Below are 26,248 nucleotides of genomic sequence, written 5' to 3'. Positions count from 1 at the left end.
GGGCGTGGGGGCACCCGAGGGGCGGTCCTCGCTGCTTCGGCCGTCGTCGGGCCGGTCGACCGGTCCTCGCTGCGTCGCACTCACCGGCCCATCCTAGGGAGAAAAGGCACATTCCGGCGGGGGAACGTCGTGCGCGCGGTGACAGGCGTCCGCTCGGGGGCCCGGTCCCGGTCGGGCCCGCGCCCTCGGGTCGCCATGCCGTGGGGCGTCACCCCTGTGACCAGGGAGTTTCGGAGGAGGGCGCCGAGCAAGGATGATGGACGCATGAGCAACTCGTTCCTGCGCCCGACGACGGCGCTCGCCGTGGTCGCGCTCCTCGCCCTGGGGGCGTGCTCGGGGGGCGGCGACGCCGACTCGGCCGAGCAGTCGCCGAAGCCCGCCGCGACCGAGTCCTCGACCGCCGAGGACAGCGCCGCCGTCGACGCGGCGACCGACGCCGCCTCGGCAGCAGACGCCGAGGCAGAGGCCGCCGCAGCCGCCGGCGGAGAAGCGGACCCGGCCGTCGACACGTCGTTCTGCGCCGAGACCGAGGCGGCCTGGGCCGCCGCCAACACGGCCCAGGTGTCGATGAGCGTCGAGCACCCTCGCACCCTGGTGACCGGCTTCGAGAACGCGCGCGTCGCGCTCACGAGCGTCGAACCGCCGGCGGAGATCGCGGGCGACTGGAAGACCGTCACGTCGTACGTCAGGACGGCGGCCGAGGCGCTGTCCAAGGCCGACATCGACTCCGCGAAGTCCATCGTCGGCGCGCTCGACGACGCGGGCAAGGACCTCGACACGGACGCCATGACGGCGGCCTCGGGACGCGTGACGACGTACCTGGACACGACCTGCACCGGGTGAATCCGATGGGGAGAAGTCCCCGCGAGGCGCAATCCTGTCGGCAATGCTCACAGGAATGCTCCAGGATGGTGTGCATGACCAACCGAAAGAACGTGACCAAGACCTTCGGCGGCCTCGCGACGGCCGTCCTGCTGACCTTCTCCCTCGCAGCCTGCAGCGGCGACGCCGACGTCAAGGCCTTCTGCGAGACGGGTGAGGGCTTCGAGGACTCGATGAACGACGTCGACGCGAGCGACCCCGCGGCCGCGGGCGAGGCCTTCGACAAGCTCGTCACCGAGCTCAAGGCCGCCAAGGCCCCCGAGGCCATCGCGGCCGACTGGACCACGCTGACCGAGGGCTTCGAGAACATGGGGGAGACGCTCACGGCGCTCTCCGAGCTCGACCCCACGGCCGACGACTACATGGAGAAGGCGACCGAGCTCTCCGACTCGCTCCAGTCGACCGACTTCCAGACGGCCGCGGACAACGTCGAGAAGTGGACGACCGAGAACTGCAAGGCCTGACGTCCAGCCGTCTCGGAGGGGCGGGCCCGCAGCACGCGCTGCGGGCCCGCCCCTCCGTCGTCCTCCCGTGCGGCCGCGCGCTGCGCCTGGCCACCGGGGGAGGATAGGCGCATGTCCCTCGGTGAACCCACGATCGACCCACGCCTCCTGCCGCTCCTGCGCTCCGACCTCGAGGCGGCCGGCTACACGGTCGACGGCGTCGAGGACTTCCTCGGTCCGCTCGCTGCGGCAGCCCTGCACCGGGAGCAGGCCGTGCCCGCGCTGCGTGTCGCCCGGGCCGCGCTGGACGACCCGACGGGAGCGACGTCGTCGGGCCGGAAGGACCCGCGGGCCGTGCTCGCCGCGCTCTTCCTGCTGGGCCTCGAGGTCCGTCGCGCGGACCTCGACGCGGCCCTGCCCGGGGTGGGGGCAGACGGCGCGGCGCGCCTCGGCCTCGTGGCCGCGGCCGGCAACGGGCCCGACGACGGCGTGCGCGCCCTGGCGGACCTGCGCCCCTACGCCGCGGCCGACGCGGCGGGCCCGGTCACCTGGTGGCTGGCCTCGGACCTGGGCGAGCTCGCGACCGGGCGACGCCTCGCGGGCGACCACGTGCTCGGCGCGGGCGGGGCCTCGATTACGCTCGCGCAGGTGACCATGCGCACGCCCGTGGGACGGGTGCTCGACCTCGGGACGGGCTGCGGCATCCAGGCGCTGCACGCCTCGCGGCACGCGCAGTCGGTCGTCGCGACCGACATCTCCCGGCGTGCGCTGCGGTTCGCCGAGTTCAACGCGGCCCTCGACGGCGTGCGCCTGGACCTGCGCGAGGGCTCGATGCTCGACCCCGTCGCGGGCGAGGCGTTCGACCTCGTGGTCTCCAACCCGCCGTTCGTCATCACGCCCCGCGGTGCTCCGGGCGGGACGAGCAGCACCATTCCCGAGTACGAGTACCGCGACGGCGGCCGTGCGGGCGACGACCTGGTGCGCGACCTGATCCTGGGCGTCGGGGACGTGCTCGCACCGGGCGGTGTCGCGCAGATGCTCGGCAACTGGGAGCACCGGCGGGGCGAGCCCTGGACCGAGCGCGTCGGGGCCTGGCTCGAGGAGGCCGGGCTCGACGGTTGGATCATCCAGCGCGAGGTCCTCGACCCGGCCGAGTACGCCGAGACGTGGATCCGCGACGGCGGCACGACCCCCGAGCGCGAGCCCGGGGCCTGGGCCGCGTCGTACGAGGCGTGGCTCGACGACTTCGCGACGCGCGACGTCGAGGCCGTGGGGTTCGGGATCGTGACGCTCCGCAAGCCCGCCGCGGGCCACGGCGTGAGCCTGCGCCGCCTCGAGGAGCACACGGGGTCGGTGCGCCAGCCGCTCGGCGGGCACCTCGCGGCCTCGCTCGCGGCCCACGACTGGCTCGAGGCGCGCGACGACGCCGCGCTCGCGTCGTCGCGACTGTCCGTGGCGCCCGACGTGACCGAGGAGCGCTACCTGACGCCCGGCGCCGAGGACCCGAACGTCGTGATCGTCCGGCAGGGCGACGGCCTGGGCCGCGGGATCCAGGCGTCGACCGGGCTGGCGGCGCTCGTGGGGGCGAGCGACGGCGAGCTGACCGTGGGGCAGCTGATCGGGGCGATCGCGTCGCTGTTCGAGGTGCCGGCCGGGGAGCTCGCGGGCGAGCTGCTGCCTGCGGTGCGGGGACTCGTGCGGGACGGCTTCCTGGTGCCGTGAGGTCCGGGGCGTGGTCGGTGCCGTCCCGGTGCCGTGGGGTGCCGAGCACGAGGTTGCGGTCGTTATCCGGACCTTGGTGATCGCAACCCCGTGGTCGACCGCGCGCAACCCCGTGCTCGGCGACGGCGCTCCGGAAAACCTGCTGCGACCGGGACGCGACGTCCCTAGGTTGAGGCCATGACCTCTCGCATCCAGCACACGACGTTCGACGCCCGCGACGCCTACGCCCAGTCCGTCTGGTGGTGCGGGGTCCTCGGCTACGTCGAGGACCCCGACGACCCGAACCTGCCCGGCCACGAGGAGTGCATGATCTTCCCGCCGGCGGGCTCGGACACCCCCGCGGAGAGCCGTGGGCGGCTGCTCTTCATCGAGGTCCCCGAGGGAAAGGAGCTCAAGAACCGGCTCCACCTCGACCTCCGCCCCGTCGACGGGACCCGCGAGGAGGAGACCGCGAGGCTCCTCGGCCTGGGGGCCATGCAGCTCGCCGACCGCCGACGCCCCGACGGCTCGGGATGGTTCACGCTCGCCGACCCCGAGGGCAACGAGTTCTGCATCCTGCGCAGCGACGCCGAGGTCGCGGCCCAGGGCGGCTGAGACCTCGCTGTCCGTCGCGGGTGTGCCACCTGGCAGCGCCGAGCACGAGGTTGCGGTCGCTATCGGGGCGACAGCGACCACAACCTCGTGCTCGACCGCGCGGAACCTCGTGCTCGACCGTGGCTCGGTGCCGAGCGTGCAGTCGTCGTCAGGATCCGGCTGACGACGGAGGACCGCATGGCCGGCGGTGGACGTCCGCAAGGCCCACAGATGACCGCTGCGTGGCCGACGAAAGACGACCGCATGTTCGACCCCGTCCCGAAACATGACGGGCCTATCCTCACGATCGTGCTGATCGCCATGGCTGGACTGCCCGGAACCGGTAAGAGCCGACTTGCGCGCCTGCTCGCGCGCGACCTGGGCGCGGTGATGCTCAGCGTCGACCCCGTCGAGGACGCGTTCCTGCGCGCAGGGGCGGTGCACGACGACGTCACGGGCCTGGGCGCGTACCTCGCCGTCGAGTCGGTCGCCCAGGAGAACCTGCTCCTGGGCAACGCGGTCATCGTCGACGCGGTCAACGACCACCCCGCAGCCCGGCAGCAGTGGATCGACCTCGCCGCGCGGACCGCGACCCGTCTCTGGTTCGTCGAGGTCTACCTCGCGGACGAGCGGCTGCACCGCGAGCGCCTCGTGGCCCGAGGCTCGCGCTACCCGGCGCTGCCCGAGCCCGGCTGGGACTCGCTCGCCGAGCGCGCCCGGGCGCTCGCGGACTGGTCCGGCCCGCGCCTGCGGCTCGACGCCTCGCTCGACGACGCGGAGCTGCTGGCGGCTGCGAAGGACTGGCTGGACGGTTGACGTCGGGGCTCGGGGCTCGGGGCTCGCGGTCCGGCGGCTCGGGCGACCGGCGGCTCTCGGCGCTCAGCCATGCGGTCGTCGTCAGGATTCCGCTCGGAACGGACGCCCGCCGCATGCTCGACGGACGCCGACCACCTGCTCGGCACCGAGACGGGTGGACTTCGTCTCGTGCGCGCAGCACTCTCGTCCCATGAGACGAACGCGACCCGGTCGGACAGGCGAGCGGCACTGGAGGGGTGGCTTCTACGAGCTGGTCCTGCTCCTGGACGATGGCGACGAGGAGCGGCTCGGCGAAGGCGTCAAGGCGCTCGCAGCCGCCGCGGGACTCTCGGGGGCGACGATCGTCACGGCAGCGGGACCGGTCGCCCCGGACCTGACGACTCATGAGGGGCAGCGTCTGGCCGCCGTGGCACTGGCCCAGGGACGACAGCTGCGAGGCCGCGTGCTCCTTCCGGATGCCAGGGAGTCGGCCTGCGGAGTACTGCTCCTGCGTGACGCCGAGGACGCGGTCGAGGCGCCCGGGGCCGAGCAGGTCGGAGCCGTCGCACGGGCCGGCCACTCGTTGGTCCTCTTCCTGCCGCTTGCCGGCCTGGCCTCGGCGGGCGTCGACGTCGGTGGTTTCCCGTTCGGCGACGAGTCCGGGGGCGAGTCTCTTGCGTGGCGGCGCCCCCTCGACGAGTGGCTGGCCCGGATCGGCCGGGTGGTGCACGCCTCCGTCCCGTTCCGTCGTGCTGTCATCGGGTTCGACGTCGCAGGCGACGACGAGCTGCCGGTCGTGACGGGACGGTCGGCACCCGCCCCACGCGACCGTGCGTTCCTGGTCCCCGAGCCCGACGGGCTGGTGTACGTCGCGGCTGATGTGTGACGAAGGACCCGAGCGGCTCTCGGCGCTCAGCCATGCGGTCGTCGTCAGGATCCCGCTCGGAACGGACCTCAACCGCATGCTCGGCAGACGTCAACCGCATGCTCGACCAGCGTCGCCTCGACCACGTCGCGCAGCCGTCCCGCCCTCGACGACCAGGACGGAAATCCGGTCCTGGATCGGACTCCTCGGGCGTTACGCTCCCGCCATGTCCCGCACCCTCTCGCTCGACGAGGCCCGCACGACCGGCGCCGTCGTCACGATCCACCGCCGCGGTCTGGGCCCCGGCACCGACCTCCTGGACGGTGTGGTGCTCGCGTCGGGGGTGTGGACGCTCGTCGGGTCGCTGGCGGACTGGGCTCACGCCGACGGCTACGAGGTGATCCGGACCGAGGACGTCACGAAGGTCCGCCGGTTGCGACGCGCGAACCAGCGCTTCGTCGAGCGCGCTGCTGCGGGGCTCGGTTCCTGGCCGCTCCCGCACCCGGACCTCGCCGTCGACCTCTCGTCCGTCGAGGACGTCGTGCGGTCGGTGGCCCGCACGAGCCGCCTGCTCGCCGTGCACGCCGAGGCAGAGTCTCCCGGCGAGTACTTCCCTGGAGCCGTGGGGATCCTGACGGACGAGGGCCTGGGGCTGCGGTTCATCGACACGGCCGGGCGCTGGGAAGCGGCTCCGAGGTGGTTCGGGCTCGGCGAGATCACCCGTGTCTCGTGGGGGTCGCGCTACCTCGGCGCGTTCGACCGGTTCGGCGACCGCCCGCCGTTCGCGCCGTTCGTACCCTCCGACGGGTAGCGGCCCCAGGGAGCCGTCGGAGCCGCCGACCCGACGGGAGGGGCCGCCGGAGCCACCCGGTCGTCGTGCTCGTGCCGCGCGTCCTGCGTCTCGCGCGACCCGCCTCCGAACCCCAGCAGCACCCAGACGGGCCCGAGCACGACCCATGCGCCGAGCACGACCGCGACGCGCAGCGCCCACACCCACAGCGGGTCGCCCGGCCACTGGGCGGGAGCCATGAGCCCGGTCCCGGCGACGGTCGACATGGTCGCGATCACGCCGAGCGCGATCGCCGCGGCGACCGCTGCCTTGCCGAGCTCCTTCGTCTCGTGGACGAGCCCCGCGAGGCCGTCCTTCGGCGGCTTGACGGGCTTCGGTCCACCACCGAGGTGGTACGCGGCGCGAGCGTCGGCCCACTGGACGATCGAGTGCCCGAACGCCACCGTGAACCCCAGGTAGACGGCCGCGAGCCCGTGCACGGCCTCGGGCGGCGACCCGCCCGCGACGTCCGCGATCGACACGCTCACGAGCAGCAGGTCGATCAGGGGCACGCTGACCAGCAGGATCGTGCTGAGCCGACGGCGGTGCAGCACGTAGCGGGCGATCAGCCCTGCGGCGAGCACGACCCAGAAGCCGATCTCGCACGCGAGGATCAGCAGGACGAGCGGGGTCTCCAGGAGGGTGCGCATGGTGTCCATGCTGGTCGGGACGCTGCCCGACGGCGTCGCCCACGTCGCCGATCTTCGCTCGCCGCGCGTACATCGTTCGAGGGAGGGACGGGGCCGGTGAGCACCGGGGGCGCTGGGTGACCGTGCCGATCCCGGGATCGTGGGACCCGGCGCCTAGGATGCTCGGTGCGGCAGGTGGGGTGCACGGCACGTGCCGAGCGTGCGGCGGGACCGCGGGGCGACCCGCTCGGACGGGGGCTGACCGGCGCCCGTCCATCGCACAGCACGACCGCAGCACGACCCAGCACGCAGCACGAACCACAGACACGCGAGAGGGCCTGAGTGCAGCACGACGACATCGACGCCCTGCGGCGCACCCCGGCCTGGCGCCTCCTGCGCTCGGACAACGCACCGCTCGCCCTGAGCTTCCTCGGCACGGTCTTCGTCGAGCAGAACGTCCGCTCGATCGGGGAGGCCGAGCTGGTCTCGCTCCTCGACGACGCGCTCTACGCGATCGACGGACCGGACCTGCCCGCCCGCGCGCAGCCCCGACCCGTCGCGGAGGGCGACGAGCCGGCCGCGGCGAGCGACGCCGTCGGGCCGGACGATGCCGGCGCACGCGATGCCCACGACCCTGGGGTGCCCGCGGACCACCCGACCGAGGCCCGCCGCTACCCGCGCTCGCCCAAGGCCTACCTCGACCACTGGTCGGCGCCGGAGCAGGGCTGGCTGCGCAAGTTCTACCCGACGGGCTCGGAGGAGGCGCACTACGACGCGACCCCGGCCGTCGAGAAGGCCGTCGGGTGGGTCTGGGCGCTGCGCGAGCGCAGCTTCGTGGGCACCGAGTCGCGCCTCAACACGGTCTTCGAGCTGCTGCGCCAGCTCACGGTCGGCACCGAGTCCGACGCCGACGCGCGGCTGCGCGAGCTCGAGGCGCGTCGGGCGCGGATCGACGAGGAGATCGAGCGCGTGCGAGCGGGCCAGCTCTCGCTGCTCGACGCGGCCGCCCAGCGCGACCGCTATCAGCAGCTCACGGGCACGGCCGCAGACCTGCTCGCGGACTTCCGCGAGGTCGAGGCGAACTTCCGCACGCTCGACCGCGAGATGCGCGAGCGCATCACGGGCTGGGACGGCGCCAAGGGTGACCTGCTGGACGCGGTCGTCGGGAGCCGCTCGGCGATCGCGGACTCGGACCAGGGGCGCAGCTTCCACGCGTTCTACGACTTCCTCCTGGACCGCCAGCGTCAGGAGGAGTTCGCCGAGCTCGTCGAGAAGGTCCAGGCCCTGCCCGCGCTCGAGGAGCAGGTCGGGGACGACGACGAGGCGGCACCCGGCATCACGGGCCGCGCGGCCGGGCGACGTCTGCGCCGCATCCACTACGACTGGCTCGACGCGGGCGAGCGCACGCAGTCGACCGTGCGCGTCCTGTCCGAGCAGCTGCGCCGGTTCCTCGACGACCAGGTGTGGCTCGAGAACCGTCGCGTGATCGACATCCTGCGCAGCATCGAGTCGCGCGCCCTCGCGCTGCGCGACGCCCCCGACCGGCTGCGCCTGGGCGCCGCGGACACCGGGCCGCTCGCGACGACCATGGACTCGACCTCGGTCGACGTGCACCTGCCGACCGAGCGCCCGCTCTACCGGCCCCAGCACCAGGAGCCCCTCGCGAGCGAGGGCGTGACCGCCGGCGTGGCGGACTTCGACGCGTCGGCCCTGTTCACGCAGGTCCACGTGGATCCCGAGCGGCTGAGCCGCACGGTCCGTGACACGCTGCGCCGCCGGGGCCAGGTCTCGCTCGCGCAGCTCGTCGAGGAGAACCCGCTCGAGCAGGGCCTCGCGGAGCTCGTGACGTACCTGTCGCTCGACGACCCGCGCTTCGACGTGGTGCACGACCCGGCGCACACGGACGAGGTGCGGTGGGTCGTCGACGACCACGTGCCGGACCTGCCGACGGCGAGCAGCGTCGAGGTCGCCGCGGTCGACGAGCGGCCCGCCGGCCCGCGCGTCCGGGTCGCGCGCGTGCCACGTGTGACCTTCGCCCGCACAGGGGCCAAGGACCTCGCGGGGGCCGTGGCCCGGTCGCTCGCGCAGGACCCACCCGCTCCGCCCGCACCGACAGTCCAGCCGTCTCCTCAGCCGTCTCCTCAGGAGGGAACCCCGTGAGCCAGCAGCCCGTCCGGACCGAACGCCCCGGGCAGACCGGCGGCCAGAGCCCCGAGCTGTCCCTCGTCGTGACCTCCCTCGTCAAGGGCGTCGTCTACCGGGAGGCCGGCACGCGCACGTGGCGCGACCTGCTCGCGCTCGAGGCGCAGGCGCGGGACTTCGTCGCGACGCTCGGCCTCGAGATCGTGATCGACGAGTCCGAGGGGTACGCGTACCTGCGTGCGCAGCCCGAGGACGAGGGCGACGGCACGTTCATCCCGCGCCTCGTCGCGCGGCGCGAGCTGTCGTTCGACGTGAGCCTGCTGCTCGCGCTGCTGCGCAAGCGGCTCGCGCAGTTCGACTCCGAGGGCGGTGACACCCGCCTGGTCCTGACGCGCGACGAGATCGTGGACCTGGTCCGCGTGTTCCTGCCCGAGTCGAGCAACGAGGCCCGCGCGCGCGACCGCGTCGAGGCCAACGTGCGCCGCGTGGTCGAGCTGGGCTTCCTGCGCCCCGTGCCGGACACCCCGGACACGTACGAGGTGCGCCGCATCCTCAAGGCGTTCGTCGACGGCCAGTGGCTCGCGGACTTCGACGCGCGCCTCGCGGAGTATGCGGCCGAGCTCGCGTCGCGCGACGGGGGAGCGCTCCTGCCCGACGGCGGAGCTCCCGCGGGCGGACCGGCTGCGGCAGGCGCAAGCACCGGCAGCATCGCCGAGCAGACCGAGACCAGCCCGACCCACGAGGAGGCCTGATGGCCGAGGCACTGTTCAGCGCGGTCGAGCTGCACGACGCGGCAGCGGACCTGGACCAGCGGTCGGGCTACCGCCTCGACCGGCTCGAGGTCCTCAACTGGGGGACGTTCGACAAGTACGCGTGGAGCTTCGAGCTCGAGGGACGCAACGCGCTCCTGACGGGGGACATCGGCTCGGGCAAGTCGACCATCGTCGACGCCATCACGACGCTCCTGCTCCCCGCGAACCGCATCAGCTACAACAAGGCGGCCGGCGCCGACACGCGCGAGCGCACGCTGCGCTCCTACGTGGCCGGGCACTACAAGTCCGAGCGCAACGAGGTCACGGGTGCCTCGCGGCACGTGGGCCTGCGCCGCGGCCACACCTACTCGGTCATCCTGGGCGAGTTCGCCAACCGCGGGTTCGACTCGCGCGCCGTGCTGGCGCAGGTGTTCTGGCTCAAGGACGGCGCGCAGGGGCAGCCCGAGCGCTTCTACGTCACGAGCACCTCGCCCATGACGATCGCCGACGACTTCGCGGGCTTCGACGGGGACATCAACGTCCTGCGCCGCCGCCTGCGCGAGTCCGGCGCGCAGATCCGTGACCACTTCCCGGAGTACGGGCGCGACTTCCGGCGCCTGCTGGGCATCGAGTCCGAGCAAGCCATGGAGCTGTTCCACCAGACGGTGTCCATGAAGTCGGTGGGCGACCTCAACGAGTTCGTGCGCGAGCACATGCTCGAACCGTTCGACGCGGCCCGCTGGACCGAGAAGCTCGTCGCGCACTTCGACGACCTCACGAGCGCGCACGACGCCGTGGTCAAGGCCCGTGCGCAGATCGACCAGCTCGCGCCCCTGCTGGCCGACGCCGACGCGTACGACGCGGTGGGGGAGCGGGCCCGCGGGCTCGTCGCCCAGCGCGAGGCGTTGCGCGGGTTCACCGCGGGCCGGCGCGTCGAGGCGCTCGACGCACGCATCGGTGAGCTCGAGGCGTCGATCACGGCGCGCGCCGACGGCCTGGACCGCCTCAAGGAGGAGCTCGCGCTGCTCGACGCGGACCGCCAGCGCCTCGAGGTCGAGCGGGCCGGGCACGGCGGCGACCGCCTCGCCCAGATCGAGGGCGAGGTCGCGCGACGCGAGGTCGAGCGCGCCGAGCGTCGGGCCAAGGCCGACGAGTACGCGCGCTACCTGGCCGCGGCAGGCCTCGAGCCGGTCGCGTCGCGCGACGAGTTCGCGGCGCTGCGCGAGCGCACGGGCGCGTTGCAGTCGGACGCGCAGGACGCCCTGGGGGAGATCGAGGGCCGCGCGGGGGAGGTCGCCGCCGAGCTGCGCGCGGTCGAGGCCGAGGCCCGCGAGATCAACGCCGAGCTCCGCTCGCTGGCCGACCGCGAGTCCAACCTGCCCCGTACGAGCCTGGACCTGCGCACCCGCCTGTGCTCCGACGTCGGGCTCACGGACGCCGACCTGCCCTTCGCGGGCGAGATGCTCGGCGTGCGCGCCGAGCACGCCGAGTGGGAGGGCGCGGCCGAGCGTGTGCTGCGCGGCTTCGCGCTCTCGCTGCTCGTGCCCGCCCAGCACTACGACGCGGTCTCGGCCTGGATCAACGCGCAGGACCTGGGCACCCGGCTCGTCTACCACCGCGTGCCCGCGCCCGCCGCGGGCCGCACGCGGAAGGTGCGCGGCGGCGTCGGGACCCCGCCCGCGAGCCGTGAGGACGGGCCGCTGCTCGCGGACCTCCTCGAGGTCAAGGACGGCGACCTCGCCGCCTGGCTGACCGACGAGCTCGAGCGTCGCGCGGACTACGTGTGCGCCGCGACGCTCGCCGACTTCCAGCGCGTGCCCCGCGCCGTGACGCGCGAGGGGCAGGTCAAGCACTCCGCCAGCCACCACGAGAAGGACGACCGGCGCTCCGTCCGCGACCGCAGCGGCTACGTGCTCGGCTGGAGCAACCAGGCCAAGATCGACGCGCTGCTCGAGCAGGCGACCGACGTCGCGGGGCGTCGCACGGCGCTCGAGGAGCGGCGTGACGAGGTCGGGCGCGAGAAGAGCGCCGCGATCTCGCGCTCGGGCGCGCTCAACCGGCTCGACGTGTTCCGCGAGTGGCGCGAGCTCGACTGGGAGGAGCCCGTCCGGGCCGTCGCCGAGCTGCACGACGAGAAGCGGCGCATCGAGGGCGCGTCGACCGAGCTGAGCCGCATCGCCGACCAGCTCCGCGACCTGTCGCGCCGGGCCGCGGGACTCGCGAGCGACCGCGACGCGCTGCTCTCGGCCGCCGGGGCGGACCAGCACGCGCTGGCGACGGCTCGCGACCAGCGGGAGCGCTCGGCCCGGGTGCTGGCCGAGCAGGGGCCCGCCGAAGCGGGGCTGGCCGACGAGCTCGCCGGGCTCTTCGACGCCGAGACCGCAGCACAGGCCGGCGAGCAGGCCGGCACGCAGCCCGGCTCGCGCAGCGACGTGGACCCCGACGCGGTCGAGGCCGCCCTGCGGACCCGGCTCACGAGCCAGGTCGAGGAGGCGCAGAACCGGCAGGGGCAGCTCGGCACGCGTATCGCCGCCCAGATGACGGCGTTCCGGGCCGCGTACCCGGTCGAGACCACGGAGCTCGACAACGACGTGCGCTCGGCGCCCGAGTACCGGGCGCTGCACGAGCGCCTCACGCGCGACGACCTGCCGCGTTTCGAGGGCGACTTCAAGACCTACCTGAACACCAACACGATCCGCGACATCGCGGGTTTCCACGCCGAGCTGTCCAAGCAGGCCGACCTCATCCGCGAGCGCGTCGAGATCATCAACGACTCGCTGCGCGCGATCGACTACAACCCCGGCCGGTACATCCGCCTCGAGATGGCGCCCACGCCCAACACCGAGGTGCGCGAGTTCCGGGCGGACCTGCGGGCGTGCACCGACGGCGTCCTGGGGCTCGACCTCGAAGGGAGGCGCGACGAGGACACGGGCGAGGAGACCGTCGCGTACTACTCGGAGGAGCGGTTCCTGCGGGTCAAGGCGATCGTCGAGCGGTTCCGTGGGCGCGAGGGCCAGACCGAGGCCGACGAGGCATGGAAGCGTCGCGTGACCGACGTGCGGAGCTGGTTCGTGCTCTCGGCGTCGGAGCGGTCGCGCGAGGACGACGTCGAGCACGAGCACTACTCCGACTCGGGCGGAAAGTCCGGTGGCCAGAAGGAGAAGCTCGCCTACACGATCCTCGCGGCCTCGCTCGCGTACCAGTTCAAGCTCGACTGGGGCGCGGTGCGGTCCAAGGCGTTCCGCTTCGTCGTGATCGACGAGGCGTTCGGTCGCGGGTCGGACGAGTCGACGCGGTTCGCGCTCGAGCTCTTCAAGAGCCTGGGCCTCCAGCTGCTCATCGTGACGCCGCTGCAGAAGATCCACGTGATCGAGCCGTACATCTCGGCCGTGGGGTACGTCGACAACCCGACGGGCCGCAACTCGCGCTTGCGGACCTTGACGATCGAGGAGTACCAGGCCGAGAAGGAGGCGCACGCGGCGCTCTGACCCGCTCTCCCGGGTGCCGAGCACGAGGTTGCGGTCGCTGTCGGATGGATGACGACCGCAACCTCGTGCTCGACCGCGCAGAACCCCGTGCTCGGCGGGCGACCGCATCAGCCCGCGCGCAGCAGGTCAGCCCCGCGGCAGCCGGACCTCGAACGTCGTGCCCGACGCCGGAGCCCGCCCCGAGTCGTCGGCCTGCGGTCCCGTGGCGCTCGTCCGGGCGAGGTCGGTGGCCGTCGCGTCGCGCACCGAGATGTCTCCGCCGTGCGCCTGGACCACGGCCTGGGCGATCGCGAGACCCAGCCCGGTCGAGCCGCCGACCCGGTTGCGTGCCGAGTCGCCGCGGCTGAACCGCTGGAACAGCGACGGTAGCAGCGTCGGCGGGATGCCGGGGCCGTCGTCGGTCACGGTCAGGACCACGTGGTCCTCGCCGTCGGGCCGGATGCCCACGACGACGCGCGTGCCGGGCGGCGTGTGGACGCGGGCGTTGCCGAGCAGGTTGGTGAAGACCTGCCGCAGGCGCGCCTCGTCGCCCACGACCGTGACGTCGGGGACGTCGAACGAGTCGTCGCCGTCGGCCCAGAGGGCGTCGCCCTCGGCGAGGATCCCGTCGCCGTCGAGCGTCAGCGTGTCGCCCTCGGCGCGGGGCCGGTCGCCCTCGGCGGAGTCCTGGTCGCCCTCGATCACCGGCCCCTCGCCCCCCGCGAGCGGCAGGTCGAGCTCCCACACGTGGTCGCGGCTCGCGGCGTGCGCGTCGGCCACGGCATCGATTGCGAGGGCCGCGAGGTCGACGGGCTCTCGGTCGAGCGGGCGGCCCGCGTCGAGCCGTGCGAGGAGCAGCAGGTCCTCGACCAGGTCGCCCATGCGCACGGCCTCGGACTCGATGCGGTCGAGCGCGCGCAGCGTGTCGGGCGGGACCTGGTCGGGGGAGCGGCGGACGAGCTCGGAGTACCCGCGGATGGAGGCGAGCGGGGTGCGCAGCTCGTGGCTCGCGTCGGCGACGAACTGCCGGACCTGGGTCTCGGACTCGTGCCGTGCGGTCAGGGAGGCCTCGACGTGGTCGAGCATCCGGTTGAGCGCCGCACCGACCTGCCCGACCTCGGTCCGCTCGTCGGTGAACTGCTCGTCGACGCGCGGGATCTCCTCGACCTCACCGCGGTCGAGGGGCAGCTCGGACACGTGCACGGCCGCGTCGGCGAGCGAGTCGAGGGGCCGCAGCGAGCGGCGGACGAGCCACGTCCCGAGCACCGACGCGAGCACGATCCCTGCGGCCACGAGCCCGGCCTCGACGAGCAGGTAGCCCTCGAGGGTCTCGGTCACCCCGGCGGTGCTCATCGCGGTGATGCTGGGCTCGCCCCGCTGGGTCGTGGTCGCGACGGCGCGGAACGAGCCGAGGTCGCTCACCTCGACCGTGTGGGGACGGTCGTCGGCGGGCACGGTCGCGAGGTCGGCGACCTGCTCGTCCGTGAGCTGCTGGAGGGTGCCCGACGCGTCGATGTACCCCGCGAACCGCACCGCCCCGTCCTCGTAGACGACGTTGATGGTCCCGGCTCCCTGCCCGGGGGGCAGAGGGCTCTGGTTCCCCGTGCCCGACGACGGAGCCTCGCCCGGGAGCGTCCCGGCGCCCGGGTCCTCGGCCGAGCCGCCCGACGTGGCACCCGGGTCGGCAGGGGCGGTCGCACCGCTCGTCGAGCCGTCGGCCCCCTCGGGAGAGCCGGTCGCCCCGCTTCCCGTCGAGCCGTCGTCGCCCGTGCCGGTCGTGCCCGCCGCGCCATCGGGGGGAGGGGCGTCGGCGCCGAACCGGTCGAACGGGCCGCGCTCGGCGCGCTGGCTCGCCTGGACCAGCTCCTGGTCGAGCCGGCCGACCAGGCTCTGGCGCAGCGCGAGCGTCGAGCTCGCGGCGAGCGCGACGCCCAGGACGAGCAGGATCGCCACGAGGACCACGACGAGCTGTCGGCGCAGGGTGCGTGGTCGGGCGGTGCGCGAGGCCCGGGGTGAGGTCACGCGTCAGGCCTTCGCGGCGCCGTCGGGCGCTGTGCTCGCAGGGGCGCCCGCGCCGCCCCCAGAGCCCGCTGTGCCCGCTGTGCCCGTGCTGCCCTCAGCCGGCTTGATGACGTACCCGACCCCGCGCAGCGTGTGGATCATGGGCTCGCGGCCCTTGTCGATCTTGCGGCGCAGGTAGGAGATGTAGAGCTCGACGATGTTGGCCTGCCCGCGGAAGTCGTAGTTCCACACGCGGTCGAGGATCTGCGGCTTGGACATGACGCGGCGCGCGTTGCGCATGAGATAGCGCAGGAGCTCGAACTCGGTCGCCGACAGGTGGATGGGGTCGCCGCCGCGGAACACCTCGTGCGAGTCCTCGTCGAGGACCAGGTCGCCCACGACGACGGTCGAGTCCTCGCGGGCGGCCGTCGCACCGCCGCGGCGCATGAGGCCGCGCAGGCGGGCCACGACCTCCTCGAGGCTGAAGGGCTTGGTCACGTAGTCGTCGCCGCCCGCGGTGAGCCCCGCGACGCGGTCCTCGACCGTGTCGCGGGCCGTGAGGAACAGGACCGGGACGTCGGGCGAGGTCGCGCGGATGCGGCGCAGCACCGAGAGCCCGTCGAGGTCGGGGAGCATGACGTCGAGCACGATCACGTCGGGGCCGACCTCGCGGGCCGTGCGGATCGCGGACTGCCCGTCGAGCGCGGTCGAGACGTCCCACCCCTCGTAGCGCAGGGCGGAGGTGAGGAGCTCGGCGAGGTTGGGCTCGTCGTCGACCACGAGGACGCGCACGGGCGAGCCGTCGGCCCGGGTCAGGCGCTCGGGGGCGCGAGGCGAGACGAGGGGTTCCGTGGGCGCGGGCGTCGTGGTCATGCGTCCATGGTGCGCGTGGTGTCTCGGCGACGCCTGTGGTGTTCCTATGAATCGACTGTGAGCGGGAGCCCTCAGTCGAGCGGCCGCTCCCTGCGTGAGGCGGCGAGCGTCGAGGACAGGATCGCCTCGATCGCGAAGGCCGTGGCGCCCGCGAGGTCGACCGCCTCGGGGTCCAGCAGCCACTGGGTCTGGAGGCCGTCCATGACGGCGATGATCGTGCTCGCGGCGCGGTCGAGGGCGACGGGGTCGAGCTCGACGTCGTCCTCGGGTGTCAGGAGGCCGGCCTCTCGGCGTTCGGCTATCACGGTGTCGAGCGCGCTCGTGATGTCCCCGCGCAGGCCCGCGAAACGGCGCGCGGCCCAGTCGCGGGCGGGGTGCTGGTCGGTCACGGACTCGCCCGTCAGGACGGTGTAGGCCTGCACGATGCCGGGGCGTTCGGCGTTCATGCGGGCGGTCGTGACGAGGTGGCGGAACAGGTCGAGCCCGCCGGGGATGTGCTTGCCCTCGAGGTGCTCGACGTCGACGACGTCTCGGAACTCGAGGACCTCGATGAGGAGCTGGTTCTTGGAGCCGAAGTGGTGGAGCACCCCGGCGTGGGTGATCCCGACCTGCTCGGCGACCTCGGCGAGCGAGCCCTGGTGGTACCCCTTGGACCCGAAGACGCGCATGGCTGCGCGCAGGATCTCTTCGCGCCGGGCGGCGGTGCCCTTGCGCGGTCGGCGCGTGCGCGCCGGTGTGGTGGCCTCTGTCATGACCGCAACCATACTGTGATCTTCGTTGACTTACTGACTAGTCAGTAAGTGTGGTTGTATATCGGCCAGCAGACAACGCCGTCCGAACGGAGCACCTGGTGTCACTGAAGACCCACGACGTCACGACCGACGTCACCCCCGACGTCGTCGACGTCGGTGCCGACACCGACGTCGACGGGACCGAGGAACGCCTCGCGCGCCTCACCGCAGACCTCACGGTCGAGGAGAAGGTCTCCCTCCTCGTCGGCGCCGGCATGTGGACCACGACCCCGATCGAGCGCATCGGCCTGCGGGCCGTCGCGATGTCCGACGGCCCCGTGGGCGTCCGCGGCACGGGAGGCGAGTCCACCCTGGCCGACGGCTCCCCGGTGACCGCGCAGACCTCCGCGATGTTCCCCGCCCCCAGCGCGCTCTCCGCGACCTGGGACCGCGACCTGGCGGCCCGCGCCGGCGCCCTGTTCGCGTCCGAGGCGCGCCGCCACGGCGTCGACGTCGTGCTCGCCCCGCAGATCAACCTCCAGCGCACGCCCGTGGGCGGCCGCCACTTCGAGTGCTACTCCGAGGACCCGCACCTGACCGCCGAGATCGCGGTCGAGCTCGTGCGCTCCTCGCAGGCCCACGGCGTCGGCATGAGCGTCAAGCACTACGTCGCGAACGACTCCGAGACCGAGCGCACGCGCTACCTCGCGCGCCTCGACGAGCGCACGCTGCGTGAGGTCTACCTCCCGCCGTTCGAGCGCGTCGTGCACGAGGCCCAGGCCTGGAGCGTCATGGGTGCCTACTCGGGTGTCGACGACGGCGAGACCGCGGCCCCCGTGCTCGAGCACCGCCCTCTCCTCACCGGTGTCCTCAAGGACGAGTGGGGCTTCGACGGCGTCGTCGTGAGCGACTGGGTCGCCACCAAGACGATCCGCGGCGCGGTCGAGGGAGGCCTCGACCTGCAGATGCCCGGCCCCGACGGCCCCTGGGGCGACGGCCTGCTCGCCGCGGTCCGCTCGGGAGAGGTCGCCGAGAGCGAGCTCGACGACAAGGTCGTGCGCCTCCTGCGCCTGGCCCACCGGGTCGGCGCGCTCGACCTCGGGGCACCTCACGCTCCCGGCACCGCGCAGGTGACCGGGCTCCAGCCCGACGACGCACCCTCCTCCGCGTCGTCGGCCCGCGACGGGCTCACGGGCCAGGAGGCGTCGGCCGCGTTCCTCCGTGAGCTCGTCGCACGTTCGATCGTCGTGCTCAAGAACGAGGCGGACGGGGCCCTCTCCGCCGAGGGCGCGGACGGGACGGACGGCGCCGGCCGCGCGTCCGACCGGAGCCGCGGGCTCGTGCCCCTCGACCCCGCGGCCCTCGCCCCCGCCGGCCGTCCCCTGACGGTCGCGCTCCTCGGCCCCGCCGCGACGACCCCGTTCCTCCAGGGCGGCGGCTCGTCGTTCGTGGTCCCCGACCGCGTGACCACGCCCGAGGAGGAGCTCCGCGCGGGCCTGCCCGAGGGCACCCGCATCCTGGTCCACGACGGTGCCCGCTCGCGCTCCAACCCGCCCGCCCTGGACGTGTCAGGCCGGTGCAGCGACCCGGTCACGGGCGCGCCCGGTGCCCGTGTCGAGCTCCTCGACGCGCGCGGCGAGGTCCTCGACTCCCGCACGGCCGCGACGTGGGACGGATGGCTCCAGGACGTCCGGGCCGACGCCGTGGCCGTGCGGGTCCGCGCGGACGTGGACCTCGAGGAGCCCGGCACGCACGAGCTCGGCATCGGTACGGTCGGCGTCCACACGGTGACGGTCGACGGCCGGCTCGTCTCGACGGGCGACGTCGTCGTCAACGAGGACGTCGTCCTGAGCTCGGGGCACAACCACCCGGTCGCCCGCACCGTGGACGTCGAGGTCACCGAGCCGCGCACAGCGCGGCTGGACGCGACCCTCCAGGTGGTCCACGCCGTCGGGTACGCGTCGTTCGTCCGGGGCGAGCTGGTCCACCGGCTCCCCGGCGCGACCGCCCAGGAGATGCTCGACGAGGCCGTTGCCGCGGCGACCGAGGCCGACGTCGTGGTCCTCGTCGTCGGCACGACCGAGGAGGTCGAGTCCGAGGGCTACGACCGCCCCGACCTCGATCTCCCGGGCAACCAGAACCGGCTGGCCGAGCTCGTCCTGGCGGCCAACCCCCGCACGGTCGTGGTCGTCAACGCGGGCGCCCCGGTCCTGCTGCCCTGGTTCGACGACGCCCCCGCCGTCCTGTGGGCGTGGCTCGGCGGCCAGGAGGCCGGGTCGGGACTCGCGGACGCGCTGCTCGGCGTGACCGAGCCCTCGGGCCGGCTGCCCTGGACCCTGCCCGCACGCTTCGAGGACGTCCCGGTCCCGCACGCGATCCCGCAGGACGGGGTCGTCGAGTACACCGAGGGGCTCGACGTCGGCTACCGCGCCTGGGAGCGCACCGGCGCCACGCCCGCGGCGCCGTTCGGGCACGGCCTCGGCTGGTCCACGTGGGAGTACGTGGGCGCGACGGTCGTCGAGGCCCCCGCCAGGACTGACGGTGCCCCGACCGCCGACGTGCTGCTCGACGTGGTCGTCCGCAACACGGGCGAGCGCGCGAGCCGCGAGGTCGTCCAGGTCTACGTCGAGCCCGGCGTCTCGTCCGGCACGCCCGATGCCCCTCGTCGCCCCGTGCGCTGGCTCGGCGGCTTCGCCGTCGTCGACGCCGCCCCGGGCGAGCGCGCCACGGCGCGCGTGCGCATCCCCGCGCGCGCCCTCCAGATCTGGGACGTCCCCTCGCAGCAGTGGGTCACCGCTGCCGGCGGGCACGTCCTGCGAGCCGGGCGGTCGATCCGCGACCTCCGGCTCCGGGCTCCTCTGCCCGCCTGACCCGGGGAGCGGCGGCGTTCCCCCGCCGCAGCTCCCCGACAGCACCACCGCACCACCCGCACCACCTGCTCCACCCGCTCGGCCCCGCAGCACCGCGCACGACCCAGCCCCACCCAGCAGATGTCAGGTTCACCGCGGACCGCACGTACGGTTCGTTCAGATTTTCAGTGCAAGGAGGCACTCATGAACAAGCGCAGGATCAGCACGGCGATCGTCGGACTCACGTCGCTCGCCCTCATCGCCACCGCATGCAGCGGCGGCGGCAGCGGCGAGGGAAGCACCTCGTCGGCAGGAGGCTCGAGCGTCCTGACGATCGGGATGCCCAACGGTCCCCAGACCGACAACTCCAACCCCTTCGCCAACACGTCCTCGGCGATGTCGCTGGGCTACGCGTTCGCGATCTACGAGCCGCTGGCCCAGGTCAACACGGTGCGTCCGTCCGAGGACCCCACGCCCTGGCTCGCGAGCGAGTGGGAGTGGAACGCGGACTACACGCAGCTGACCCTCACGGCCCGCGACGGCGTCAAGTGGTCGGACGGCGAGGACTTCACTGCCGAGGACATCGCCTACTCGTTCCAGATCCGCAAGGACAACGAGGGCCTCAACACGTTCGCGCTGCCGTTCGGCGACATCGCGGTCGACGGCAACAAGGTGACGGTCTCGTTCACCTCGGGACAGTTCGTCAAGCAGGGCCAGATCCTCCAGCTCTTCGTGGTGCCCGAGCACGTCTGGAAGGACGTCGAGGACCCCACGACCTGGACCAACGAGGAGCCTGTCGGCACAGGGCCGTACACCCTCAAGTCCTGGACCGCGCAGGCCGCGACCCTCACGGCCCGTGACGACTACTGGGGCGGCGAGCTCGGCGTCAAGGAGCTGCGCTACAGCTCCTACAACGACAACAACGCGCTCACCAACGCCCTGGTCTCGGGCGAGGCGCAGTGGGGATGGACCTTCATCCCCGACTACGAGAAGGTCTACATCGACGCCAACCCCGACGTGAACAACCAGTGGGCCCCCACGGGCCTGGGCGTCGACGCGCTGTTCCTCAACACCGAGACCGCGCCGTTCGACGACGTCGCCGTCCGCAAGGCCGTGCAGCTCGTGCTCGACCGCAAGCAGATCTCCGAGCTCGCGTCCTCAGGCGTCTTCCCGCCCCTGACCAACGTGACCGGGCTCCCCGAGCCCGCGGGTACCGACTTCATCACCGCGCCCTTCCAGGGCAAGGAGTACACGGTCGACGAGGCAGGCGCCAAGAAGGTCCTCGCCGACGCGGGCTACACCCTCGACGGCACGACGCTCAAGGACCCCGAGGGCAACGCCGTGACGTTCACCCTGACCAACCCCACGGGCTGGTCGGACTACCTGACCGAGCTCCAGATGGTCGCCGACGCCGTCAAGCCCCTGGGCATCACGGCCACGGTCGAGGGCCAGAACGCCGACGCCTGGTTCACCGCGATCGCCGAGGGCGACTTCCAGGCCTCGATGCACTGGACCGACGGCGGCGCGACCCCCTGGGACACGTACTCCAACCAGATGGACGGCGCCCAGTACATGCCGCTCGGTGAGCGTGCCAACTGGAACTTCGGCCGCTTCAAGAACGACGAGGCGACCGCAGCCCTGGCCACGTACGCCAACGCCACGGACGAGGCAGCCCGCACGGCCGCGCTCGAGACCGTCCAGCAGGTCTTCGTCGACGAGGTCCCGACCATCGCGCTCCTCGGACGCCCGGCCGCGGCCCAGTACTCGACCAAGAACTTCGTGGGCTGGCCCTCGGACGAGGACCCGTACGCGAACCCGCAGCCGACGACGGCCAACGCGTCGCTCATCCTCACGAAGCTGAAGCCGGCTTCCTGATCGCGTGGCTGCTCGTGAGTGAGGGGGCGGGGCCGTCGCCGGGCCTACCATCCGGCCTCGTTCCTCGGCCTCCCGCCAGGCCCGCCCACGGCCCGGCGGCGGCCCCGCCCCCTCATGAGCAGCTGGTCAGCGCTGACTCCACCCCGTTCCCCCCAGCAGTCAGGTTCACCATGAGTTCCGACACGCACACCGCCCCGGCCGCGCCCCCGCCCGACGCGCCCGTCCTCGAGGCCCGCGGGCTCACCAAGCATTTCCCCGTCCGGGGCCTGCGCTCGAACGCCGTGGTGCACGCGGTCGACGGCGTGGACGTCTCGCTGCGCAGCGGCCAGGTCGTCGCGCTCGTCGGGGAGTCCGGGTCCGGCAAGTCGACCATCGCCCGCCTCCTGGCCCGCCTGTACACGCAGACGTCGGGCGAGATCCTGCTGCACGGCGAGCCCGTGACCGCGCACCGCGGCCGGGCCTTCCGTCGGTACTGCCGGCGCGTGCAGATGATCTTCCAGGACCCGTTCGGGTCGCTCAACCCGGTCCACACGATCCGCTACACGCTCACGCGCTCGCTGCGGATCCACCAGCCCAGGCTCCGCGGGCAGGCGCTCGAGGACGCCCTGGCGGCGCTGCTCGACAGGGTGCAGCTCCAGCCCGAGCGGTACGTCGACAAGTACCCGCACGAGCTCTCGGGCGGCCAGCGCCAGCGTGTCGCGATCGCCCGCGCCCTGGCCGCGGACCCCGAGGTCCTGCTCGCCGACGAGCCCATCTCGATGCTCGACGTGTCGATCCGCATCGGCATCCTCAACCTGCTCAAGGACCTGCGCGACCGCCTCGGCATCGCGATCCTCTACATCACGCACGACATCGCCTCGGCCCGGTATTTCGCCGACGAGACCCGGGTCATGTACGCGGGCCGCATCGTCGAGCACGGCGAGAGCGAGCTCGTGACGCAGGAGCCCGCCCACCCCTACACCCAGCTCCTGGTGCGCTCGGCCCCGGACCCGGAGAACCTCGCCGCGCAGGACCGCACGGGCGCGAACGGCGAGCCCCCGTCGATGGTCCGCCCGCCCGAGGGCTGCCGCTTCAGCCCGCGCTGCCCGTTCGCGACGGACCTGTGCCGGAGCAAGGTCCCCGACCTCGTGGACGTGGGCGACGGCCGCAAGGTCGCCTGCTGGGGCTACGTGGGAGCGTCCGACGTCGAACCTGCCGAGCGGGACCTGATCCCCGCGCTCGGCTCCGCACGAGTGGGGGTGTCGGCATGAAGTACTTCCTGCGACGCATCGTCTTCTACGTGATCACCGCGTGGGCGGCCATCACGATCAACTTCTTCATCCCGCGCATGATGGACGGCGACCCGGTGTCGTCCTTCATCAACAAGAACCAGGGCCGCATCAGCTCCGAGGCCCGCGAGTCGCTCTACGTCCTCTTCGGTCTCGACAGCGGGGCCTCGCTCTGGGAGCAGTACGTCGACTACTGGAAGATGCTGTTCTCGGGCGACCTGGGGCTCTCGATCATGCTCTTCCCGAGCACCGTGAGCGAGGTCATCGCCCAGGCGCTGCCGTGGACCATCGGTCTGGTCGGCATCGCGACGGTCATCAGCTTCCTGCTCGGCTCGTTCCTGGGCGTCGTCATCGGCTGGCGTCGCGGCTCGTGGGCGGACGGCCTCCTCCCGATCACGACCTTCTTCTCGTCGGTGCCGTACTTCTGGCTGGGCCTGGTCGCGATCATGCTCTTCTCGGTGACGTGGTCGGTCTTCCCGTCGTCGGGCGCCTACCAGCCGGGACTGGTGCCCGGGTGGAACTGGGAGTTCATCAGCTCCGTGATCGAGCACGGCACGCTGCCGGCGATCACGATCGTGCTGTCCTCGGTCGCGGGCTGGATCCTCGGCATGCGGAACATGACCGTCACGGTCACCTCGGAGGACTACGTCACGGTCGCGCAGGCCAAGGGCCTGTCGGAGCGTCGCGTGATGTTCGGCTACGCGGCCCGCAACGCGATCCTGCCGCAGGTCTCGGGCTTCGCGCTGTCGCTCGGCTTCATCGTGTCCGGCACGCTCGTCATGGAGAAGGTCTTCTCCTACCAGGGCGTGGGCTTCACGCTCCTGCAGGCGATCGGCGCGCACGACTACCCCCTCATGCAGGGCATCTTCCTCATGATCACGCTGTCCGTCCTCGTGGCGAACATCCTCGCCGACCTCGCGTACGTGGTCCTCGACCCGCGCACCCGACAGGAGGGCTGACCGATGACCGGCATCCCCGTCCAGATGGACCACGCCCAGCTCGACAACGGGGCAGAGCCTCTCGCCCCCGAGGTGCCCCGGCGCCGCAAGGGTTCTCCCAAGAAGCAGAAGCTCCTGTTCCTGCGCAACGGCAAGTCCTTCACGGGGCTCGCGATCCTGGGCTTCTTCGCGATCCTCGCGGTGATCGGCCCGTGGATCGCGCCCTACGACCCGAGCGCGATGTCCTCGGACATCCTCCAGCCGCCGAGCGGCGCGCACTGGCTCGGCACCACGCACGTGGGCCAGGACGTGTTCTCCCAGATCCTCGTGGGCACGCGGGGCGTCATGATCGTCGGCTTCATCGCGGGCATCGGCGCGACGCTCCTGTCGATCCTCGTCGGCGTGAGCGCGGGCTTCCTGGGTGGCGTGAGCGACGAGCTGCTCTCGTCGCTGTCCAACATCTTCCTGGTCATCCCGGCGCTGCCCCTCATCATCATCGTCGCGGGCCAGCTCCCCGACGCAGGCGGCCTGACGGTCGCGCTCATCCTGGCGGCGACGAGCTGGGCGTGGGGCGCGCGCATCCTGCGTGCGCAGACCCTGTCGCTGCGCCGACGCGACTTCGTCGAGGCCGCGCGCGCCAACGGCGAGTCGACGTGGCGCATCGTGTGGTTCGAGACGCTGCCGAACCTCACGGCCATCATGGCGTCGAGCTTCGTGGGCACCGTGACGTTCGCGATCCTGATGCAGACGACGCTCGCCTTCATCGGCGTGACGTCGATCTCGGACTGGAACTGGGGCACGATCCTCTTCTGGGCCGAGCAGCAGCAGGCCCTCTCGCGCGGCGCGTGGTGGTGGTTCGTCCCGGCGGGCCTGTGCATCGCGATGCTCGGCATGGCGCTGACCCTCATCAACTTCGGCATCGACGAGTTCGTCAACCCGCGTCTGCGCTCGACGGGTGCGAGCCCGCGAGCCCTGCGCAAGCGCCGCATCTCGCCGCGCATCGGCTTCACGGCCGTGGTCCGCGAGGGTGCGCCGGCAGCGAACGCCACGCCCAGCACCAGGCCCGACGGCGCCACGCGCCCGAGTGCCTCACCCGCCTCGACCGGTGCGACGCCGTCGGGCACGGGGAAGGGTGCGCCCGCCACCCCGGACGGCCCGGCTGGGCCTGACGGCGCGGACGGCTCGAGCGAGAACCGGGCCGAGGGCCCGACCGAGGCGCGTCGCGAGCCCACCCGCGACGACCGCGACAACGACGGCACGACAACACGCAAGGAGAGCGTCCGATGACGGTCACCGACCTTCCCTCCGCCGGCGCCCCCGCCGGGACCGGCAAGCCCGTGCTCGAGATCCGCGACCTGCACGTCGCCTATGGCTACGGCCCCGAGCCCGTGCGCGCCCTGCGCGGCGTCAACCTCACGCTGCACGAGGGGGAGGTGCTCGGGATCGCGGGCGAGTCGGGCTGCGGCAAGTCGACGCTCGTCTACGCCGCGACCCGCCTCCTGCCCCCGCCAGGCCTCATCACGGGCGGAGAGGTGCTGTTCCACGGAGGTACGGGGGCCACGGGCGACGAGCCCGTCGACATCCTGCGCATGAGCGACAAGGAGCTGCGGCGCTCGCGCTGGCAGGACACGGCCATCGTCTTCCAGGGCGCCATGAACTCGCTCAACCCGGTCTACCGGGTCGGCAAGCAGCTCACCGACGCGATCGCGGCGCACCGCCCCGGGATGTCGCGCTACGACCGCAACGAGCGGGCCGGCGAGCTGCTGTCGATGGTCGGGATCGCGAAGGACCGCATCTCGGCGTACCCGCACCAGCTCTCGGGCGGCATGCGCCAGCGCGTCATGATCGCGATGGCGCTCGCGCTCGAGCCCAAGGTGCTCATCATGGACGAGCCCACGACGGCGCTCGACGTCGTCATGCAGCGTCAGATCGTCGAGCAGATCATCGAGCTGCGCGACCGTCTGGGCTTCTCGGTCGTGTTCATCACGCACGACGTGTCGCTGCTCATCGAGGTCGCCGACCGGATCGCGATCATGTACGCGGGCGAGATCGTCGAGCAGGCCTCGGCGAGCGACGTCTACCGGCGCCCGCGCCACCCCTACACGCACGGGCTGCTCAACTCCTTTCCGCCCCTGCACGGCCCCAAGCGCCCGCTTGTCGGGATCCCCGGCTCGCCGCCCGACCTCCAGGCGCTCCCGAGCGGGTGCCCGTTCCGGCCCCGCTGCGCGCACGTCATGGACGCGTGCGCCGACGTCCACCCCGGGCTGGGCCCCACGTCGCTGGGGCTGCCCGGTGTCGGGGAGCCGGGCCGCTCGGTCGCCTGCCTGCTCCACGAGGGGCAGGGCGAGCTGCCCGCCGAGCTGCGGGTCTGAAGCGCCAGGGTCGATGATCCCCTGGCCGGGGGGCGCCCAGTCGTCCCCGTGAGCAGAGCCGGTCGGTACCCGCGTCGGGTACCGGCCGGCTCTCGGTCGTCCCGGGCGGACCGCGGTACGGCTCCGCTCGTCGTCGGTCGGACCTGCCGTGACCTGCCCCTTCTCTTCGCCAGATCCCCACACCCGGTGACCTACCGTTGACGGGTGACTTCCCCCTACCCGACGCCGTCCCGGCCCCACCC

General features: G+C 72.8%; 20 protein-coding genes. 16 read left to right on the top strand and 4 right to left on the bottom strand.

Annotated elements, in window-relative coordinates; genetic code table 11:
• Positions 1–264: 264 nt before the first annotated feature.
• The 7 genes from OERS_RS17590 to OERS_RS17560 all read left to right on the top strand — a co-directional run bounded on the left by OERS_RS17590 (position 265) and on the right by OERS_RS17560 (position 6,091).
• Complete coding sequence (locus OERS_RS17590) at positions 265–843, top strand: hypothetical protein (protein WP_068627403.1); 579 nt, start codon at positions 265–267, stop codon at positions 841–843.
• 74 nt (positions 844–917) lie between these two features.
• The gene (locus tag OERS_RS17585) at positions 918–1,346 is read left to right on the top strand and encodes a hypothetical protein (RefSeq protein WP_068627402.1); all 429 of its coding nucleotides are present in this window, start codon (positions 918–920) and stop codon (positions 1,344–1,346) included.
• A 111-nt stretch (positions 1,347–1,457) separates the two neighbouring features.
• On the top strand, positions 1,458–3,047 hold the full coding sequence (locus OERS_RS17580) for a DUF7059 domain-containing protein (RefSeq protein ID WP_068627401.1): 1,590 nt from the start codon (positions 1,458–1,460) through the stop codon (positions 3,045–3,047).
• Positions 3,048–3,224: 177 nt separating this feature from the next.
• Complete coding sequence (locus tag OERS_RS17575) at positions 3,225–3,641, top strand: VOC family protein (protein WP_068627400.1); 417 nt, start codon at positions 3,225–3,227, stop codon at positions 3,639–3,641.
• Between the two features lie 288 nt (positions 3,642–3,929).
• Positions 3,930–4,436 (top strand): AAA family ATPase, encoded by a 507-nt coding sequence (locus OERS_RS17570; protein WP_068627404.1) that lies wholly within the window; start codon positions 3,930–3,932, stop codon positions 4,434–4,436.
• 190 nt (positions 4,437–4,626) lie between these two features.
• Complete coding sequence (locus OERS_RS17565) at positions 4,627–5,301, top strand: hypothetical protein (protein ID WP_139107918.1); 675 nt, start codon at positions 4,627–4,629, stop codon at positions 5,299–5,301.
• Positions 5,302–5,506: 205 nt separating this feature from the next.
• Positions 5,507–6,091 (top strand): hypothetical protein, encoded by a 585-nt coding sequence (locus OERS_RS17560; protein WP_068627398.1) that lies wholly within the window; start codon positions 5,507–5,509, stop codon positions 6,089–6,091.
• Here OERS_RS17560 and OERS_RS17555 read toward each other — a convergent pair.
• Complete coding sequence (locus OERS_RS17555) at positions 6,022–6,759, bottom strand: hypothetical protein (RefSeq protein WP_197487034.1); 738 nt, start codon at positions 6,757–6,759, stop codon at positions 6,022–6,024. The two genes, OERS_RS17560 and OERS_RS17555, sit on opposite strands and share 70 nt — an antisense overlap.
• A 321-nt stretch (positions 6,760–7,080) precedes the next feature.
• Between OERS_RS17555 and OERS_RS17550 the strand changes: the two genes are divergently transcribed.
• From OERS_RS17550 to OERS_RS17540, 3 genes are read left to right on the top strand one after another with little or no spacing between them, the layout of a single operon-like run.
• The gene (locus OERS_RS17550; protein WP_068627396.1) at positions 7,081–8,898 is read left to right on the top strand and encodes a DUF3375 domain-containing protein; all 1,818 of its coding nucleotides are present in this window, start codon (positions 7,081–7,083) and stop codon (positions 8,896–8,898) included.
• Positions 8,895–9,632 carry a DUF4194 domain-containing protein gene (locus tag OERS_RS17545; RefSeq protein WP_068627395.1) on the top strand — a complete coding sequence of 246 codons (738 nt, stop codon included), beginning with the start codon at positions 8,895–8,897 and terminating at the stop codon, positions 9,630–9,632. Before OERS_RS17550 ends, OERS_RS17545 begins: the two co-directional genes overlap by 4 nt.
• Entirely contained in the window at positions 9,632–13,120 is a 3,489-nt protein-coding gene (locus tag OERS_RS17540; RefSeq protein WP_068627394.1) for an ATP-binding protein, read from the top strand. Before OERS_RS17545 ends, OERS_RS17540 begins: the two co-directional genes overlap by 1 nt.
• Positions 13,121–13,246: 126 nt before the next feature.
• Here OERS_RS17540 and OERS_RS22135 read toward each other — a convergent pair whose 3' ends face one another.
• From OERS_RS22135 to OERS_RS17525, 3 genes are all read right to left on the bottom strand, one after another.
• Positions 13,247–15,121, bottom strand: a complete 1,875-nt coding sequence (locus OERS_RS22135) for an ATP-binding protein (protein ID WP_248948719.1) — start codon at positions 15,119–15,121, stop codon at positions 13,247–13,249.
• 3 nt (positions 15,122–15,124) lie between these two features.
• Positions 15,125–15,973, bottom strand: coding sequence for a response regulator transcription factor (locus OERS_RS17530; RefSeq protein ID WP_068627392.1), 849 nt, complete (start codon positions 15,971–15,973; stop codon positions 15,125–15,127).
• Positions 15,974–16,044: 71 nt separating this feature from the next.
• On the bottom strand, positions 16,045–16,725 hold the full coding sequence (locus tag OERS_RS17525) for a TetR/AcrR family transcriptional regulator (protein ID WP_139107917.1): 681 nt from the start codon (positions 16,723–16,725) through the stop codon (positions 16,045–16,047).
• 98 nt (positions 16,726–16,823) lie between these two features.
• Here OERS_RS17525 and OERS_RS17520 point away from each other — a divergent pair, with 98 nt between their 5' ends.
• From OERS_RS17520 to OERS_RS17495, 6 genes are all read left to right on the top strand, one after another.
• Entirely contained in the window at positions 16,824–19,574 is a 2,751-nt protein-coding gene (locus OERS_RS17520) for a beta-d-glucosidase (protein ID WP_248948716.1), read from the top strand.
• A gap of 183 nt (positions 19,575–19,757) precedes the next feature.
• Positions 19,758–21,428: an ABC transporter substrate-binding protein gene (locus OERS_RS17515; protein WP_068627390.1), complete on the top strand. Its 1,671-nt coding sequence runs from the start codon at positions 19,758–19,760 to the stop codon at positions 21,426–21,428.
• Between the two features lie 170 nt (positions 21,429–21,598).
• The gene (locus OERS_RS17510) at positions 21,599–22,678 is read left to right on the top strand and encodes an ABC transporter ATP-binding protein (protein ID WP_068627389.1); all 1,080 of its coding nucleotides are present in this window, start codon (positions 21,599–21,601) and stop codon (positions 22,676–22,678) included.
• A complete protein-coding gene (locus tag OERS_RS17505) occupies positions 22,675–23,655 on the top strand; it encodes an ABC transporter permease (protein WP_056649350.1) in 981 nt (326 codons plus the stop codon). The genes OERS_RS17510 and OERS_RS17505 overlap by 4 nt, the downstream gene beginning before the upstream one ends.
• Before the next feature lie 3 nt (positions 23,656–23,658).
• On the top strand, positions 23,659–24,921 hold the full coding sequence (locus OERS_RS17500) for an ABC transporter permease (RefSeq protein WP_083201587.1): 1,263 nt from the start codon (positions 23,659–23,661) through the stop codon (positions 24,919–24,921).
• On the top strand, positions 24,918–26,006 hold the full coding sequence (locus tag OERS_RS17495) for an ABC transporter ATP-binding protein (RefSeq protein WP_068627388.1): 1,089 nt from the start codon (positions 24,918–24,920) through the stop codon (positions 26,004–26,006). The genes OERS_RS17500 and OERS_RS17495 overlap by 4 nt, the downstream gene beginning before the upstream one ends.
• Positions 26,007–26,248: the final 242 nt, after the last annotated feature.

The sequence above is a fragment of the Oerskovia enterophila genome, from assembly GCF_001692445.1.
In the GTDB taxonomy this organism is placed as follows: Bacteria; Actinomycetota; Actinomycetes; order Actinomycetales; family Cellulomonadaceae; genus Oerskovia; species Oerskovia enterophila.
Note: the sequence above shows the minus strand (reverse complement) of the source record. Positions and strands in the feature narration are given on the sequence as shown.

Bases quoted from the DNA above. Each gene is read 5' to 3' on its own strand.
- OERS_RS17525 (WP_139107917.1), bottom strand. From the start codon at position 16,725: ATGACAGAGGCCACCACACCGGCGCGCACGCGCCGACCGCGCAAGGGC.
- OERS_RS17505 (WP_056649350.1), top strand. From the start codon at position 22,675: ATGAAGTACTTCCTGCGACGCATCGTCTTCTACGTGATCACCGCGTGG.
- OERS_RS17555 (WP_197487034.1), bottom strand. From the start codon at position 6,759: ATGCGCACCCTCCTGGAGACCCCGCTCGTCCTGCTGATCCTCGCGTGC.
- OERS_RS17575 (WP_068627400.1), top strand. From the start codon at position 3,225: ATGACCTCTCGCATCCAGCACACGACGTTCGACGCCCGCGACGCCTAC.
- OERS_RS17540 (WP_068627394.1), top strand. From the start codon at position 9,632: ATGGCCGAGGCACTGTTCAGCGCGGTCGAGCTGCACGACGCGGCAGCG.
- OERS_RS17585 (WP_068627402.1), top strand. From the start codon at position 918: ATGACCAACCGAAAGAACGTGACCAAGACCTTCGGCGGCCTCGCGACG.
- OERS_RS17590 (WP_068627403.1), top strand. From the start codon at position 265: ATGAGCAACTCGTTCCTGCGCCCGACGACGGCGCTCGCCGTGGTCGCG.
- OERS_RS17530 (WP_068627392.1), bottom strand. From the start codon at position 15,973: ATGACCACGACGCCCGCGCCCACGGAACCCCTCGTCTCGCCTCGCGCC.
- OERS_RS17515 (WP_068627390.1), top strand. From the start codon at position 19,758: ATGAACAAGCGCAGGATCAGCACGGCGATCGTCGGACTCACGTCGCTC.
- OERS_RS17565 (WP_139107918.1), top strand. From the start codon at position 4,627: ATGAGACGAACGCGACCCGGTCGGACAGGCGAGCGGCACTGGAGGGGT.
- OERS_RS17560 (WP_068627398.1), top strand. From the start codon at position 5,507: ATGTCCCGCACCCTCTCGCTCGACGAGGCCCGCACGACCGGCGCCGTC.
- OERS_RS17495 (WP_068627388.1), top strand. From the start codon at position 24,918: ATGACGGTCACCGACCTTCCCTCCGCCGGCGCCCCCGCCGGGACCGGC.
- OERS_RS17580 (WP_068627401.1), top strand. From the start codon at position 1,458: ATGTCCCTCGGTGAACCCACGATCGACCCACGCCTCCTGCCGCTCCTG.
- OERS_RS17510 (WP_068627389.1), top strand. From the start codon at position 21,599: ATGAGTTCCGACACGCACACCGCCCCGGCCGCGCCCCCGCCCGACGCG.
- OERS_RS17500 (WP_083201587.1), top strand. From the start codon at position 23,659: ATGACCGGCATCCCCGTCCAGATGGACCACGCCCAGCTCGACAACGGG.